The sequence below is a fragment of the Martelella limonii genome (assembly GCF_013344475.1).
Taxonomy (GTDB): Bacteria; Pseudomonadota; Alphaproteobacteria; order Rhizobiales; family Rhizobiaceae; genus Martelella; species Martelella limonii.
Window position 1 is genome coordinate 143,165 of the sequence record NZ_JABUOU010000002.1, and the last position, 14,292, is coordinate 157,456.

The 14,292-nt window shown below is 61.3% G+C and carries 13 protein-coding genes and 1 tRNA gene; 8 read left to right on the top strand and 6 right to left on the bottom strand.

From position 1 onward, the window contains the following. Positions 1-37: 37 nt before the first annotated feature. From HPQ62_RS05855 to HPQ62_RS05870, 4 genes are all read left to right on the top strand, one after another. On the top strand, positions 38-871 hold the full coding sequence (locus HPQ62_RS05855; RefSeq protein WP_174801591.1) for a polyphosphate kinase 2 family protein: 834 nt from the start codon (positions 38-40) through the stop codon (positions 869-871). A 223-nt stretch (positions 872-1,094) separates the two neighbouring features. After that, complete coding sequence (locus tag HPQ62_RS05860) at positions 1,095-1,328, top strand: hypothetical protein (protein WP_174801592.1); 234 nt, start codon at positions 1,095-1,097, stop codon at positions 1,326-1,328. Between the two features lie 92 nt (positions 1,329-1,420). Further along, positions 1,421-1,497 (top strand) — tRNA-Pro (locus HPQ62_RS05865). Positions 1,498-1,631: 134 nt separating this feature from the next. Further along, on the top strand, positions 1,632-2,576 hold the full coding sequence (locus HPQ62_RS05870) for a formylglycine-generating enzyme family protein (protein ID WP_174801593.1): 945 nt from the start codon (positions 1,632-1,634) through the stop codon (positions 2,574-2,576). 7 nt (positions 2,577-2,583) lie between these two features. Here HPQ62_RS05870 and clcA read toward each other — a convergent pair whose 3' ends face one another. Continuing rightward, positions 2,584-3,936, bottom strand: a complete 1,353-nt coding sequence (gene clcA / locus HPQ62_RS05875; protein WP_174801594.1) for a H(+)/Cl(-) exchange transporter ClcA — start codon at positions 3,934-3,936, stop codon at positions 2,584-2,586. A gap of 237 nt (positions 3,937-4,173) precedes the next feature. Here clcA and HPQ62_RS05880 point away from each other — a divergent pair, with 237 nt between their 5' ends. Then, positions 4,174-4,659: an acyl-CoA thioesterase gene (locus HPQ62_RS05880; RefSeq protein WP_174801595.1), complete on the top strand. Its 486-nt coding sequence runs from the start codon at positions 4,174-4,176 to the stop codon at positions 4,657-4,659. A gap of 73 nt (positions 4,660-4,732) precedes the next feature. Here the strand turns inward: HPQ62_RS05880 and HPQ62_RS21030 are convergent, their stop codons facing one another. The 5 genes from HPQ62_RS21030 to HPQ62_RS05905 all read right to left on the bottom strand — a co-directional run bounded on the left by HPQ62_RS21030 (position 4,733) and on the right by HPQ62_RS05905 (position 8,707). Then, positions 4,733-5,455 (bottom strand): BA14K family protein, encoded by a 723-nt coding sequence (locus HPQ62_RS21030; RefSeq protein WP_244629577.1) that lies wholly within the window; start codon positions 5,453-5,455, stop codon positions 4,733-4,735. A gap of 109 nt (positions 5,456-5,564) precedes the next feature. Next, the gene (locus tag HPQ62_RS05890) at positions 5,565-6,596 is read right to left on the bottom strand and encodes a histone deacetylase family protein (RefSeq protein ID WP_174801596.1); all 1,032 of its coding nucleotides are present in this window, start codon (positions 6,594-6,596) and stop codon (positions 5,565-5,567) included. Between the two features lie 145 nt (positions 6,597-6,741). Further along, positions 6,742-7,266 (bottom strand): GNAT family N-acetyltransferase, encoded by a 525-nt coding sequence (locus HPQ62_RS05895; RefSeq protein WP_174801597.1) that lies wholly within the window; start codon positions 7,264-7,266, stop codon positions 6,742-6,744. Next, the gene (locus tag HPQ62_RS05900; RefSeq protein WP_174801598.1) at positions 7,263-7,850 is read right to left on the bottom strand and encodes a helix-turn-helix domain-containing protein; all 588 of its coding nucleotides are present in this window, start codon (positions 7,848-7,850) and stop codon (positions 7,263-7,265) included. The genes HPQ62_RS05895 and HPQ62_RS05900 overlap by 4 nt, the downstream gene beginning before the upstream one ends. 53 nt (positions 7,851-7,903) lie before the next feature. Next, complete coding sequence (locus HPQ62_RS05905; RefSeq protein WP_174801599.1) at positions 7,904-8,707, bottom strand: hypothetical protein; 804 nt, start codon at positions 8,705-8,707, stop codon at positions 7,904-7,906. Between the two features lie 354 nt (positions 8,708-9,061). Here HPQ62_RS05905 and lepA point away from each other — a divergent pair, with 354 nt between their 5' ends. From lepA to leuA, 3 genes are all read left to right on the top strand, one after another. Then, a complete protein-coding gene (gene lepA, locus HPQ62_RS05910; protein WP_174801600.1) occupies positions 9,062-10,888 on the top strand; it encodes a translation elongation factor 4 in 1,827 nt (608 codons plus the stop codon). Positions 10,889-11,091: 203 nt separating this feature from the next. After that, on the top strand, positions 11,092-12,297 hold the full coding sequence (locus tag HPQ62_RS05915; protein ID WP_174801601.1) for a benzoate/H(+) symporter BenE family transporter: 1,206 nt from the start codon (positions 11,092-11,094) through the stop codon (positions 12,295-12,297). A gap of 279 nt (positions 12,298-12,576) precedes the next feature. Further along, positions 12,577-14,274: a 2-isopropylmalate synthase gene (gene leuA / locus HPQ62_RS05920; protein WP_174801602.1), complete on the top strand. Its 1,698-nt coding sequence runs from the start codon at positions 12,577-12,579 to the stop codon at positions 14,272-14,274. Positions 14,275-14,292: the final 18 nt, after the last annotated feature.

Consider the following 14,292-nt stretch of genomic DNA (forward strand, 5'->3'; position numbering starts at 1 on the left):
TTAACCGTGACGACATCAAAAAAATGGGAGCAATGTCATGGATTTCCGCAAGACGCTGATCGTAGAGCCGGGCAGCTCGGTTTCCCTCGCCGATATCGATCCGGCTGCCGATGGCGGCATCGACGGCAAGGATGAGGGCAGGGAACTGCTCGCCGGCATTCTGGACGAGATCAGCCCGCTGCAGGAAAAACTCTATGCGGAGGGCAAGCATGCACTTCTGATCGTGCTGCAGGGCATCGATGCAGCCGGAAAGGACGGTGTGTGCTGGCATGTGATCCGGGCGATGAACCCGCATGGCACAACCGTTGCAAGTTTCAAGCAGCCGACGGATGTTGAGACGGCACATGACTTTCTCTGGCGCGTCCACCAGCGCGTGCCTGCCAAGGGGCAGGTCGCCGTCTTCAACCGCTCCCATTACGAGGATGTGCTGATCGCGCGCGTCCATAATCTGGTGCCGAAGGCGGAGTGGTCGCGGCGCTACAACCAGATCAACAATTTCGAAGAATATCTGACCGAAAATGGCGTGAGCATCGTCAAGTTCTTCCTCTACATTTCCAAGGAGGAACAGCTTGAACGGTTCGAGAAGCGGCTGGAGGACAAGGACCGGCAGTGGAAGATTTCACCTGCCGACTACGCCGAGCGGGAGCGCTGGGATGACTATATCGAAGCCTATGAGGCGATGCTCTCGAAATGCTCCACGCAGCATGCGCCATGGTATGTGATCCCCGCCAACCGCAAGTGGTTCCGCAATCTCGCGGCAGCGGACATCATCCATCGCACCATGGTGGACATGAACATAGAAAGCCCGAAGCCGACCGTGGATATCGATGAGATCTATCGGCGCTACCACCATGCGGTACGGTCGTCGTGAAGCCGAAAATCGCGTCGCTGGGGCCTCAGGAGCTCTCCAGCGACGCCTGTTGAAGCGGCATTGATGGCCTTTTGCATTTAAGAAAAAAGTATATTAACTGTATTTCATTTATAGTCTCATTATAAAGGCAAATATAAATATCGTAGTCTTATAATTGTTACTTGACTCAAATTGGATTTTATTTGTTACTGGTAGTCTATTGAAGACATCCAGGAGGTCTGGAATGCGTGTTTTCAAGTGCAGCCATTGCGCTCATCATCTCCGTTACGGCCGCCGAACCTGTTCGGTCTGCTATCGACGCACGCCGATGGTCAACACCAACAAATTCTGGCTGGCCATGGCCGCTGTCGGCGCATCGCTTCTGTGGGCGGTGGTCCTTTATATGGATGAGGCGTTTGCTCAGAAGCTCGAGGTCATTCGTCCTGAATTGCGTTCGATCCAGGCCATGCTGGTTTGAGTGCGGTCCTGTTTTTCTGACGAAAGCCGGTTTTGCCTCTTGCGCGCGGTTTCGTGAAAGTCTAAAGGGGACGGGCCGTTTAGACGGTTGGTCGGGGTGTAGCGCAGCCCGGTAGCGCACTTGACTGGGGGTCAAGGGGTCGTGGGTTCGAATCCCGCCACCCCGACCATTTATCCAAAAATCCTTGGAATCAATCCTCTCCAAAGTTCCCCCGCTTTGGATGCGACATTGCGTCATTGGCAATCATAGCGCGAACTTGCTACATGGGTTGCTCAAGCACTGGATTGACGGGGGCTCCGCGGAATGAGCGAAGAAATCAAGGGTAGCTGCTGTTCGATGTCACGCAATGGCGGCATGCCGTCAGGCGAGGCGGTTGCAATCGCCGGCGCCGGACAGGGCGCGCGCTCGCATGATATCGCCATTCCCGGCGGACGAAGCCATGTCGGCATCGACAATCCCGCAATTCCGAAGGACGGCGAGGGCCCCGCCCGTTTCGTCAAGCTCAGCCCGTTTTCCCTTGAAGCGCAGACAGTCACGATCAGGCGATTCGCCGAATTCGTCGACGCGACCGGCTATGTCAGCGAGGCGGAGCGCTTCGGCTGGTCCGCCGTGTTTGCGGGTCTTGCGCCCAAGGATGCGGTCGTCATGGGCAGCGCGCCCGCCACGCCCTGGTGGCTGCGGATCGACGGCGCTTATTGGCGCAAGCCGGAAGGCCCGGGCAGTTCGATCGAGGACCGCCTCGACCACCCCGTCACCCAGGTGTCGCTTGCCGATGCCATGGCCTTCGCCGAATGGGTGGGAGGCAGGCTTCCAAGCGAAGCGGAATGGGAGCGGGCGGCCCATGGCGGCGTGGTCGGCCGCAAGTTCGTCTGGGGCGAGGAAGAGCCGACGGACACGAAGATCTTCTGCAATATCTGGCAGGGCCGTTTTCCCGACAACAATACCTGCGTCGATGGCTATATGGGCACTGCGCCGGCGCAATCCTTCGAACCCAATGAGGGCGGCTTCTACAACATGGCCGGCAATGTCTGGGAGTGGACCTCGGACCCTTACCGGATCCGCTCGCTCTCCCGCCACGCCAAGCAGCGCAATGCCGCCGCCATCGAGGCCAATGAGCGGCTTCTGAAGGGCGGTTCCTTCCTCTGCCACTACAGCTATTGCTACCGCTACCGGATCGCCGCGCGGATGGCGCTGTCGCCGGACAGCGCGGCAAGCAATGTCGGTTTTCGTGTAGCCTACGACGGCTGATCCCGTTCTAGCCGAGTTCGCTCTCCGGGCGGTGCGGCATGCGTTCGGGGTGGATGCCGGCCTGTTTCAGCGTGCGCTCCAGCAATTGCTCGTAGATCGGCTGGCCGCCGAGCCACCGTGCCGCAATATTGGCGGTAACGCAGGTCGCGATCAGCGGAAGCGTCATGGTGTAGGCGCCGGTGAGTTCCAGCGTCAGGGCAACACCGACGACAGGCGCACGGACCGAGGCTGAAAACAGGCCGCCCATGGCGGCGATGCCGAAGGCAAGCGGTATCGCCGTATCCTGGGGCAGGAAACCGTCGAGTACCGAGCCGAAGGCGAGGCCGACGGCGATGGCAAGCGCCAGCATCGGCGCGAAGATGCCGCCGGGCGTGCCGGCCGAATAGCTTACCACCATGGTGATGAACCGGAGAACCGCCAGCAGCAGCAGGGCGCTCAGCACGACATGCTCGCGCGCAAGCGCCACAATCACGTTTTCCCCGCCGGTGACGGCGCGCGGAAACAGGATGAAGAGCGCGCCGATGCCGAGCCCGATCACTGCCGGAGCCAGATAGGGCGCGCGCTTGCCGAGCGCGATGGTGAAGCCCGACACATGCATGAGGCTGGCGTTCAGCGCGACGCCGATGACGCCGAGAACCGCGCCGAGCACGACGAAGGCCGGCAGCAGGAGGAGCGCGGGCGTCGCCACCGCCATCGCGAAATCGGGCGCCTTGCCGCCGATCACTTCCGTCATCACCGTCGAACAGAAAGCGGCGATGATCACGCCCATATAGCTGCGGAAATTATAGGGAAACTGGTTATGGGTTTCCTCGATGATGAAGAGGACTGCGGCGAGCGGCGCATTGAAGGCGCAGGCAAGGCCGGCGGCAGCGCCCGCACCCAGCAGACCGCGCCGCTCGGTATCGGACACCTTGATATAGTCGCTGGTTGCGGCTGCAATCGACGCGCCGATGTGGATCGTCGGCCCCTCTCGGCCGAGCACCAGCCCGGATGACAGGGCGCCGATGCCGGTGAAGAACTTGACGGGCAGAACGCGGCGCCAGTGCACGGTGCGCAGATTGCTCATGGCGCCTTCGATTTCCTGCACGCCGCTTCCCGCAGCCTCCGGTGCATAGCGCCTGACGATCGCGACCATCGCCACCGTGACGATCATGGTGACGAGAGCGGCGGCGGCGACAAGAAGCGGGCCATCGATATGGCGTCCGAGCGCGCTCGGCCACAACGAAAGCCGGTCGATCACGAGGTGGAAAACCGAGCCGATCGTGCCTGTCACCAGGCCGACAATGGCGGCCATGGTAATGTAGCGCGTCTCTCCCCGGCGGTCGCGGCCTTCGAGGTCTTCATTGTCTGGTCTGGTCATAGAGCACCGGCTGGAACTGCAGGTAAAAATTGCGGGGGCTTGCCGATCGAAATCATCTTCCGTGCGTCCTGCCCTTTTCACCCTGCAGTATGCAGACCCCGATTTTCTTGTCCAGAGCGTGTTGCCTGCTTGCCGTACGCTCGCCCGGTATATCAGTTTAATGTTGATTGGACTTGGCTTTCAGGCAAAAGTCCTGCCAGCAGCGCAGGCGCGCGTGATATTAAAAAGGGGAAATGGATGGACCGCGAACACGATCCGAGCCAGCTTGAAATGGTTGTGCTGATGACGCCGGACATGGCGAACTTCTCGGGAAAGGTGCATGGCGGCGCGCTCCTGAACCTGCTCGACAGGGTCGCCTATTCCTGCGCCTCGCGCTATTCCCAGGATTATGCGGTCACGCTGTCGGTCGATCAGGTCACGTTCGTCGAGCCGATCAATGTGGGCGAACTGCTGACGATGCGGGCCTCGGTCAATTATACCGGCCGCACCTCGATGGAAATCGGCATTCGCGTGGAAGCGGAGGATGTGCGCAGCGGCCATCGCCGCCACACGAATTCCTGTTATTTCACCATGGTGGCCGTCGACAAGGACGGAAAACCGACGCCGGTTCCGAAGCTCGTGCTCGACACGCCGGATAAAAAGCGCCGCCACACCGAGGCGCAGATGCGCCACGATCTTCGCCGCGAATACCGCAGCCGCTTCAACGCGCTGACGGCTGAGTGAAGGGCAGGCCCCCAGGTCGCGGGTCTCGATCAGGCAAGACCCCGCAGCGGATCATCGCTGCGGGGCGCATCGATCAGTAATAGGGCGAAACGCACTGCTGCCGGGGGCCGTTATAAGGCTGGTAGGTGTTGTCCGAGACGCGGTACGATGCGTAATGATCCTGGCACCACTGATAGTGCTTCGGGTTGATCGTCGGCGTTGTGGCCGTGGCGTTGTTGTAATCGTCGCTTGTGGCTGCCGCTGCGACGCCACCGCCGATCAGCGCGCCGGCCGCAAACGGCACCCATGCGCCGCCATTCCAGCCCCAGCCCGGGCCATAGGGACCATAGGGCGGTCCGTACCAGTAGGGGCCGAGTGCGGGTGCGGGGTAATAGGGCCCGCCATGCCAGTAAGGCCCGCCATGGGCATAGGGCGGGACGCCCCCGTGCCAATAGGGCGGTGGGCCACCATGCCAATGCGGCGGCGGACCGCCGTGCCAATAAGGCGGGGGACCGTTTCGCGGATCGCCGGGCGCGACGACCGGACCGGGACCACGCGGCGGGCCATTGTGCCAGTTGGGCGGCGGGCCGTTGAAATGCGGTGCGCCACCGCCGTGAAAGCCGCCTCCGTTGAAGCCTCCACCGTTGAAGCCTCCATGGAAGCCGCCGCCATTGAAGCCGCCGCCGTGGAATCCGCCCATGCCGCCGCCATGGAAACCGCCGCCACCAAAGGAGTGCGCGTTTGCTGCCACCGGCGATATCGCAAGAACGGTGGCGGCCACGATTGTCACGAGGGATTTTCTTGCAAGTCCGAACATCTCATTCCTTCTGCATTCGAACAAATCGCCGGTTGGGGCGTGTCAATTCTAAACCTGAGGTAGCATGTTCTGGCTGAACGGAAGCTGAACGGCATCCGCCCTGATCGCCTCAGCCCTCTTCGAGACCGATAAGCACATTGGCAACGTTGTGGCCGATCTCGGGCACGCCGTAGCCGCCCTCCATCACGGTCACGGTCGGCAGGCCCGCTGCAGCGAGATCCTGCCCCATGCTCCTGAAATCGGGCGTCGTCAGCCGGAAAAACGAGATCGGATCGCGCTCGAACGTATCGACGCCGAGCGAGACGATCAACGCGTCAGCACCGAAACCGGAGATGCGGGCGAGCGCGTTCTTCAGCGCCTCGCGATAGCGGCTCCACGGCGTGTTGCGGGGGAGGGGGAAATTGGCGTTGAAGCCTTCGCCGCGACCCTTGCCGATCTCATCCGCATGGCCCCAGAAATAGGGAAAGGCGTCGTCTGGATCGCCGTGGATCGAGGCGAAGAAGATGTCATCGCGCTCATAGGTGATGTCCTGTGTGCCGTTGCCATGGTGAAAATCGACATCGAGGATCGCAACTTTATTCGCGCCTTGGTCGATCAGACGCTGGGCGGCGATCGCGGCATTGTTGAGAAAACAATAGCCGCCGAAGAGATCGATGCCGGCATGGTGGCCGGGAGGACGGCAGAGCGCGAAGGCAAAGCGGTTGCCGTCGTTGACATGGTCGGCGGCGGTTATGGCGCAGTCATTGGCCGCAAGCGCCGCCCTGAACGTGCCCTCCGTGATCGATGTCTCCACCGAGTTTGCGTAGTAGCCGAGAAGACCGTCGATGTTTTTCGGCGGTCGGGCGTGATAGGAGCGGCGCACCGGCAGCGAGATCGGGATCGCCTCGCTGGTGAAACCGGCGGCGGTCCAGCGTTCCCAGATCGTTTCCAGAAACGCGAGATAGCCAGCGTCGTGGAGTTTTGCTGCCACGGAAAGTCCGTGGGCGGGCGGTGCGACGATATCGTTGAAGCCATGCTCCTTCAGCGCGGCAAGAATCCACTCCACCCGAAACGGGCCCTCGAAGGGTTTCACCAGTTCTCCGCCGTGAAGCTCTGTCCTGGCGTCGCGAAACTTGTGGTCTTCGGAATAGATGATGCGCATGGTGAAAGCCTTCCCTTTTGAGGTTTTCATAGCGTATCAGCGCCAGAACGGGAATCGCTTTCAGTGCAGCGTCGATGGTCCTATGTGCTGCTGGCCAAGCCTGAAACGGGGCATCCCGCCTGGAAAACAAGCGGGCCCCGCGCGCTTATCCGTCGCCCAGCCGCTTGTAGAAAAATGTCGTGCCGCAATAGCCGCCGTCGGGATAAAGCGCGTATTCGGGCACGACGCCGACGCGTTGCCAGCCGAGGCGGGGATAGATGGCCTCGGCGTCGCTGCCGGTTGCAGTGTCGAGCACCAGCAGCCAGCGGTCCCGGTTCGCGCATTCGTTTTCGAGCTGTGTCATCAGCTTTCTGGCAAGGCCCTTGCCGCGGCGGTCGCGTCGTACGATCAGCTTCATCACGTCGGCGCGGTGGGGCTGGTTCGGCTTGCGGGCGAGGCCCGCCTGCACGGTGCCGACGATCTCCGGGCCGTCAACGGCGGCGAGCAGCACGGTGAAGCCCTCGGCCACGCCGTCTGCCACGCCCTGCCAGAAGATGGCTGCCGCCTCCGGGTCATACGGGGCCATGAAGCCCATCGAGGCATTGTCTTCAATGCTGTCCCTGAGAAGGTCTGAAAGCGCAGGAACGGCGGCGGCAGCCTCTTCTGCGGACAGGATGCGGATTTCGGTCATAGGAGCCCCTGACGTGTTCGTTCAATGATGACGGCGTAGAGCACGTCGGTATCGCCGGCATTGGCAAAGCTGTGCGGATCGGCGACCGGCATGTAGAGGCAGTCGCCGCGCGACAGTAGATAGGTCTCTTCGTCCATCGCGACTTCCAGAACGCCGCTCATGATCCAGATATGCTGGCTCAGCCCCTCCGCGCCATGCTTGGGCGGATAGGCGATACGCCCGCCCACGGGAAAGCGGATCAGCACGATATCGACGCCGGAGCCGGTGCCAGAGGGTGAGATCGAGCGGCGGGAATAGCCGGTTTCCGGATCGCGCCAGACCGGCTGATCGACCCGGCGCGACAGTGGATCGACCGGCCGGTTGGCATCGGCAAAGAAGGCTGACAACGAGGTGCCGAGCGCCGCGCAGAGCTTTGCCAGAATGAGCGCTGACGGCGATGCTTCCGCGCGTTCGATGCGTGAGATCATCGCCCGGCTAACGCCCGACGCGTCGGCAAGCCCGTCGAGCGTAAATCCGCTCGCGGCCCTGAGGCGCTTCAGGTTGACGCCGATGGCGTGGTCGAAGGAGAGATCAAGAGTATCCATGATATGATCATGGAATTCTACGATCGTGGAGTCAATAGCACAAAAATTGAGAATTAGTCCCGCCAGGCAGTATCGCCGCACGGACCGGTGGTCGCGAGAACGGCAGAAAGATCATTGCGCGCCGCCGCCTCATCCACGAATGCCTTGCGCTCCGGTGAAAGCTGGTCCTCGAGGTCGGGTCTGTTCCACGCAGCATCGGCCCAGGCGCTGGTGTCATCGAAGAGATAATCTGGTCTCGTTATCGGAGAAGCGTTCATCAAGGCTTGCTTCAGAAAATAAAGCACATCCGGATTGAGGCGCACCACCTCGTTTTCGCCGTCAAGCAGAAGATAGCCTGCGAACGCCGAGACCGAACCCCGGCGAGCGATGCGCTCCACCTCATCGATCAACGCACGTGCACGACTGTCGTCCGCCGTGCTGTCCTTGCCGGAATATCTGCCGCAATACGAAATCAAGATCGCGTTTTCAGGTGAATCGGCGAGCTTTCTGAGCCTGTAGGCATATGGCGCGGTGAGGCAGAAGGGGAGCCGCATGACCTCACTGATCTCGGCATAATCCAGCCAGCGCCGAAAACGCCGATCGGCCGTCTGACTGTTTTCAGCGTAGTCCGGATATCGCTGCAGATAGACGGTGAACGCCTTTTCCAGATAATCGCCGCAGCCCGGCGTCGTATAGTCGAGGTGGGAGCCCGGAGGATTGAGAAACCTGAACTCCTCCGGTGTCAGGTCCCACTCGGGCGGCTGCGGATGGCGCTTGAACCAGATGTCAGTGCTGGACGCGCTCATCAGACCGGTCAGGAGAAAGGGCAACATCAAAACCAGCGATCGGCGCGTCACGGCCCGTCTACCTTCCTCCATGCGGTATCGCCGCACGGACCGGTGGTTGCGAGAACGACCGAAAGATCATTGCGCGCCGCCGCCTCATCCACGAATGCCTTGCGCTCGGGGGTGAGCTGCGCTTCCAGTTGGGGCTGTTCACGGCAAAAATGCTGTCCGGGGTATCGAACAAGCCGAGATTGCCCGCAAAGGAGGAATCTTTGAGCGTCTGTCCGAGACACCATAAGGAGAAAGACGGCCAGATGGCAAACGACAATGACTCTGAATGCAGCCGCCTTCGTCGACTACATCAGGGACCAGGAAACCCATGGGTGCTGAGCCACGCCGCCGCGATTTCACTTCCCTGATACCGCGTGCGCTGCTATATGCGCGCGCATGAGCACAAATGATGATCGCATTCCGCTGGACCATATCCGCAACTTTTCCATCGTGGCCCATATCGACCACGGCAAGTCGACGCTTGCCGACCGGTTGATCCAGACCTGCGGGGGACTCGCCGAGCGCGAGATGTCGGCGCAGGTCCTTGACAACATGGATATCGAGCGCGAGCGCGGCATCACCATCAAGGCCCAGACCGTGCGCCTGCACTACAAGGCGAACAATGGCGAGACCTACGTATTGAACCTGATCGACACGCCCGGTCATGTCGACTTCGCCTATGAGGTCTCGCGCTCGCTTTCGGCCTGCGAAGGCTCGTTGCTGGTGGTCGATGCATCGCAGGGCGTGGAAGCGCAGACGCTTGCGAACGTCTATCAGGCGATCGACAATGATCATGAGCTGGTGACGATTCTCAACAAGGCCGATCTGCCGGCGGCCGATCCCGAACGGGTGAAGGAGCAGATCGAGGATGTCATCGGCATCGATGCCTCAGACGCGCTTCTGATCTCCGCCAAGACCGGCATGGGCATTCCGGACGTGCTGGAAGCCATCGTTCACAAGCTGCCGGCGCCAAAGACCGAAAAGGGCGAAAAGGCCCCGCTGAAAGCGCTCCTCGTCGACAGCTGGTACGACACCTATCTCGGCGTGGTGGTGCTGGTGCGCGTCATCGACGGCGTTCTGAAAAAGGGCCAGACCATCCGCATGATGGGCACGGACGCCAAGTACCCGGTGGACCGCGTTGGCGTGCTGACCCCGAAGATGCTGGTGGTCGACGAGCTCGGCCCCGGCGAGATCGGCGTCATCACCGCCTCGATCAAGGAAGTGGCCGATACCCGCGTCGGCGATACCATTACGGAAGACAAGCGTCCGACGGAAAACATGCTGCCGGGCTTCAAGCCGGCACAGCCGGTGGTGTTCTGCGGCCTGTTCCCTGTCGATGCCAACGACTTCGAGGATCTGCGCGCCGCCGTCGGCAAGCTGCGTCTCAATGATGCGTCGTTCTCGTTCGAAATGGAAAGCTCGGCAGCGCTCGGCTTCGGCTTCCGCTGCGGCTTCCTCGGTCTGCTGCATCTGGAAATCATCCAGGAGCGGCTGGAGCGCGAATTCGACCTCGACCTGATCGCGACCGCGCCGTCCGTGGTCTACGAACTGACCATGACCGATGGCCGCGAGATCGAGCTGCACAACCCGGCCGACATGCCGGACGTCGTCAAGATCGCCGAAATCCGCGAGCCGTGGATCAAGGCGTCGATCCTGACGCCGGACGACTATCTCGGCGGCATTCTGAAGCTCTGCCAGGATCGCCGCGGCATCCAGACCGACCTCACCTATGTCGGCAACCGCGCGATGCTGACCTATGAATTGCCGCTGAACGAAGTGGTGTTCGATTTCTACGACCGGCTGAAGTCGATCTCCAAGGGCTATGCCTCCTTTGACTATCATCTCGCCGATTACCGCGCCGGCAATCTTGTGAAGATGTCGATCCTCGTCAATGCCGAGCCGGTCGATGCGCTGTCCATGCTGGTTCACCGCGCCGCCGCCGAAAAGCGTGGCCGCGACATGTGCGAGAAGCTGAAGGAGCTGATCCCGAAGCATATGTTCAAGATCCCGATCCAGGCCGCGATCGGCGGCAATGTGATCGCGCGCGAAACCATCTCGGCGCTGCGCAAGGACGTGACCGCCAAGTGCTATGGCGGCGACGCCACCCGCAAGCGCAAGCTTCTGGAAAAGCAGAAGGCCGGCAAGAAGCGCATGCGCCAGTTCGGCAAGGTGGAAATTCCGCAGGAAGCCTTCATCGCCGCTCTGAAGATGAGCGACGAATAGTCTTTCAAGCGGCGGGCGTGTCATCCGCCCGCCGTTTTTGCTGTGGCGGATATTTGCCAGCATGCGCGTCGGCGCTTTCTCCTGCATCGAACCGGTAAGCCGAAAGGCGGCCTTGACGGCCCCTTCCGTTTGCGATGCAAACGGGAACGAGCGCCACGAGCGGGCGAAGCGGTTTCTGACCGCTGTTTGCGAGGAATAGAAGAATGCTGCGGGACTTTTCTCTGCAGAGCATGTCCATGGGGTTGCTGGCAGCCTTTGTCGGCTTTGCGAGTTCGTTTTCGGTCATCCTTCAGGGGCTGGAAGGGGCGGGCGCAACCCATGCCCAGTCAGCCTCCGGCCTGATGGCGCTTTCGATCGGCATGGGGCTTTGCGGCATTCTCATTCCGATCGTCACCCGCGTGCCCGTCAGCGTCGCCTGGTCGACGCCCGGCGCTGCACTGATGGCAACGAGCGCTGCTCTGCCGGGCGGATTTTCCCAAGCTGTTGGCGCCTTCGTAATCTCGGCGCTGCTGATCATTCTTGCAGGCCTTGTCCGCCCTGTTGGTCGCGCGATCTCCGCCATTCCCGCACCGCTTGCCAATGCCATGCTCGCCGGCGTGCTTCTGGCGCTCTGTTTCGCGCCGGTCGAGGCGGTGAAGGTCTCGCCCCTTCTGGCGCTGCCGATCATCGTGACCTTCTTGGCCGTCAGTGCGTTCAACCGGCTGATGGCTGTGCCGGCAGCGCTCTTAGCCTTCGTCGCGGTGCTGGTGTTCGGCGTCGATATCGACGAGGGGGCGTGGTCGGGCGTGTTTCGCAATGCGATTGCCGCGCCGGTCTGGGTCACGCCGCATTTTTCGCTGCAGGGCGCTATTTCACTTGGCATACCGCTCTTCATCGTCACCATGGCCTCGCAGAACATTCCGGGCGTTGCGATCCTGAACATCAACAATTATCGCCCTTCCGCAGGCCGGCTGTTTTCGATCACCGGTCTCGCCACCTTGCTGTCTGCGCCGTTCGGCGGACACGGCATCAATCTCGCGGCGATCACGGCGGCGATGTGTGCCGGTCCAGACTCGCATCCCGATCCGAAGCGGCGCTACTGGGCGGCGATCGTCAGCGGCATCGGCTATATCGTGCTCGGTCTTTTCAGCGGCCTCGTGGTGGCACTGGTCTCGCTTGCGCCGCCCATCCTGATCGAGGCGGTGGCAGGCCTTGCGCTGATCGGCGCCTTCAGCGGCGCGGTTCTCGGCGCCTTCAAGGAGCCGGAAGCGCGCGAGGCGGCGGCCATCACGTTTCTCGTGGCGGCTGCAGGCGTCAGCTTTCTGGGTGTTTCGGGTGCGTTCTGGGGGCTTCTTGCGGGGCTTGCCGTGCATGGCCTGAAGGTATGGGCGCTCCGCCGTCAGCGGGCGCGGGGCGAGGTGGCCGGATAGCGATTGCTTTTTGGCGTCGTTGCGGCTAAGGAAACGACATGATCAGGTTTGCGAACACATTTCAGGCGACGTCAACGCGCGGCAAAACAGCCGCAGCGATCGTCCTGCGCGACCTAAACTCGCTCCTTCTTCTCGGCCTTAACGGCGGTTGCCGGGTCCTTTGAGGAGCGCCCGGCGGCCGGAAAGCCGTCTGGCACAAGCGCTCCCAAAAAAAATCCTGAAGAACAAGTTTGAGGCCGCTGACGCGCCAAGTGCCGATCAGCGCCGGAGTGAGGAAAAATGGACATCAAAACCACCGCCAAGGGTATGCCGTCTGCAGCCCAGAAATATCAGCCCTATCAGCAGATCAACCTGACCGACCGGCAATGGCCGTCAAAGCGTATCGAGAAGGCGCCGATCTGGTGCTCGGTCGACCTGCGCGACGGCAATCAGGCGCTGGTCGATCCGATGGGACACGATCGCAAGGCGCGGATGTTCCAGTTGCTGCTGGACATGGGCTTCAAGGAAATCGAGATCGGATTTCCGTCAGCCTCGCAGACCGATTTCGACTTCGCCCGCTGGTGCGTCGAAAATGGCAATGTCGGCGAGGATGTTTCGCTGCAGGTGCTGGTCCAGTGCCGGCCTGAGCTGATCACCCGCACATTCGAGGCGCTGGAAGGCGCGCACCGCCCGATCGTGCATTTCTACAATTCCACCAGCGAGCTGCAGCGTCGCGTCGTGTTCGGCAAGGATGTCGCGGGCATCCGCCAGATCGCGGTCGATGCCGCCAAGATGATCACCGACATGGCCGAAAAGGCCGGCGGCGGTTATCGCTTCGAATATTCGCCGGAGAGCTTCACGGGCACCGAACTGGATGTCGCTCTGGAGATCTGCAATGCGGTGATCGAGGTGATCAAGCCTACCGCCGACAACAAGCTGATCATCAACCTGCCGTCCACCGTCGAAATGTCGACGCCCAACATCTATGCCGACCAGATCGAATGGATGTGCCGCAACCTCGACAACCGCGAGAACCTGATCATATCGGTTCATCCTCACAACGACCGTGGCACCGGGATCGCTGCCGCCGAAATGGGCGTTCTGGCCGGCGCCGACCGGATCGAGGGCACGCTGTTCGGCAATGGCGAGCGCACCGGCAATGTCGATATCGTAACCCTGGCGCTGAACATGTTCACGCAAGGCGTCGATCCGGAGCTCGACTGCTCGGATATCGTGCGCATGAAAGAGGTTTACGAATATTCCAACCAGATGGTGATCCCGGAGCGTCACCCTTACGTCGGCGAACTGGTCTACACCGCGTTTTCCGGCTCGCATCAGGACGCGATCAACAAGGGCATGAAGGCGATCAAGGTTGCCAACAAGCCGCAGTGGGAAGTGCCTTATCTGCCGATCGATCCGCAGGATGTGGGCCGCACCTACGAGGCGATCATCCGGATCAATTCCCAGTCCGGCAAGGGCGGTATCGCCTATATCCTCCAGTCCGACTACGGCATCAACATGCCGCGCGGCCTGCAGGTGGCCTTCCGCGAGCACATCCAGAAGATCACCGATGAAGAGGGCCGCGAGCTGCCCTCCAAGCGGATCTACGACGTGTTCATGGAACACTATGTCGAGCAGCCGGAAGGCCGGATCAAGTTCGTCGATCATCAGACCTATCCGCAGGGGCAGGCCAAGGGCCAGCGCGTGGTGATGGCCGAGATCGAGGACAAGGGTGTCGCAAAGCGCATCGAAGCCAAGGGCAACGGCCCTGTCGAGGGCTTCATCAATGCGCTTTCGGACTATCTGGGCGTCGCGCTGTCGGTCGAGGATTACTCCGAACATTCGCTGAACCATGGTTCGGATGCCAAGGCGATCGCCTATGTCGAAGTGAGCCATGAAGGCGGCAAGGTGTTCGGCGTCGGAATCAACACCAATATCGTCGCGGCTTCCCTCGAAGCCATCGTCTCGGCTGCAAACCAGATCGTTGCCGCGCGCTGAAGCGGCTTCATATACGGA

Excerpts from the sequence above, each read along its gene's own strand:
- HPQ62_RS05870 (WP_174801593.1), top strand. The coding sequence starts at position 1,632 with ATGAGCGAAGAAATCAAGGGTAGCTGCTGTTCGATGTCACGCAATGGC.
- HPQ62_RS05855 (WP_174801591.1), top strand. The coding sequence starts at position 38 with ATGGATTTCCGCAAGACGCTGATCGTAGAGCCGGGCAGCTCGGTTTCC.
- HPQ62_RS05860 (WP_174801592.1), top strand. The coding sequence starts at position 1,095 with ATGCGTGTTTTCAAGTGCAGCCATTGCGCTCATCATCTCCGTTACGGC.
- HPQ62_RS05880 (WP_174801595.1), top strand. The coding sequence starts at position 4,174 with ATGGACCGCGAACACGATCCGAGCCAGCTTGAAATGGTTGTGCTGATG.
- lepA (WP_174801600.1), top strand. The coding sequence starts at position 9,062 with ATGAGCACAAATGATGATCGCATTCCGCTGGACCATATCCGCAACTTT.
- HPQ62_RS05905 (WP_174801599.1), bottom strand. The coding sequence starts at position 8,707 with ATGGAGGAAGGTAGACGGGCCGTGACGCGCCGATCGCTGGTTTTGATG.
- HPQ62_RS05895 (WP_174801597.1), bottom strand. The coding sequence starts at position 7,266 with ATGACCGAAATCCGCATCCTGTCCGCAGAAGAGGCTGCCGCCGCCGTT.
- HPQ62_RS05915 (WP_174801601.1), top strand. The coding sequence starts at position 11,092 with ATGCTGCGGGACTTTTCTCTGCAGAGCATGTCCATGGGGTTGCTGGCA.
- clcA (WP_174801594.1), bottom strand. The coding sequence starts at position 3,936 with ATGACCAGACCAGACAATGAAGACCTCGAAGGCCGCGACCGCCGGGGA.
- leuA (WP_174801602.1), top strand. The coding sequence starts at position 12,577 with ATGGACATCAAAACCACCGCCAAGGGTATGCCGTCTGCAGCCCAGAAA.
- HPQ62_RS05890 (WP_174801596.1), bottom strand. The coding sequence starts at position 6,596 with ATGCGCATCATCTATTCCGAAGACCACAAGTTTCGCGACGCCAGGACA.
- HPQ62_RS21030 (WP_244629577.1), bottom strand. The coding sequence starts at position 5,455 with ATGTTCGGACTTGCAAGAAAATCCCTCGTGACAATCGTGGCCGCCACC.
- HPQ62_RS05900 (WP_174801598.1), bottom strand. The coding sequence starts at position 7,850 with ATGGATACTCTTGATCTCTCCTTCGACCACGCCATCGGCGTCAACCTG.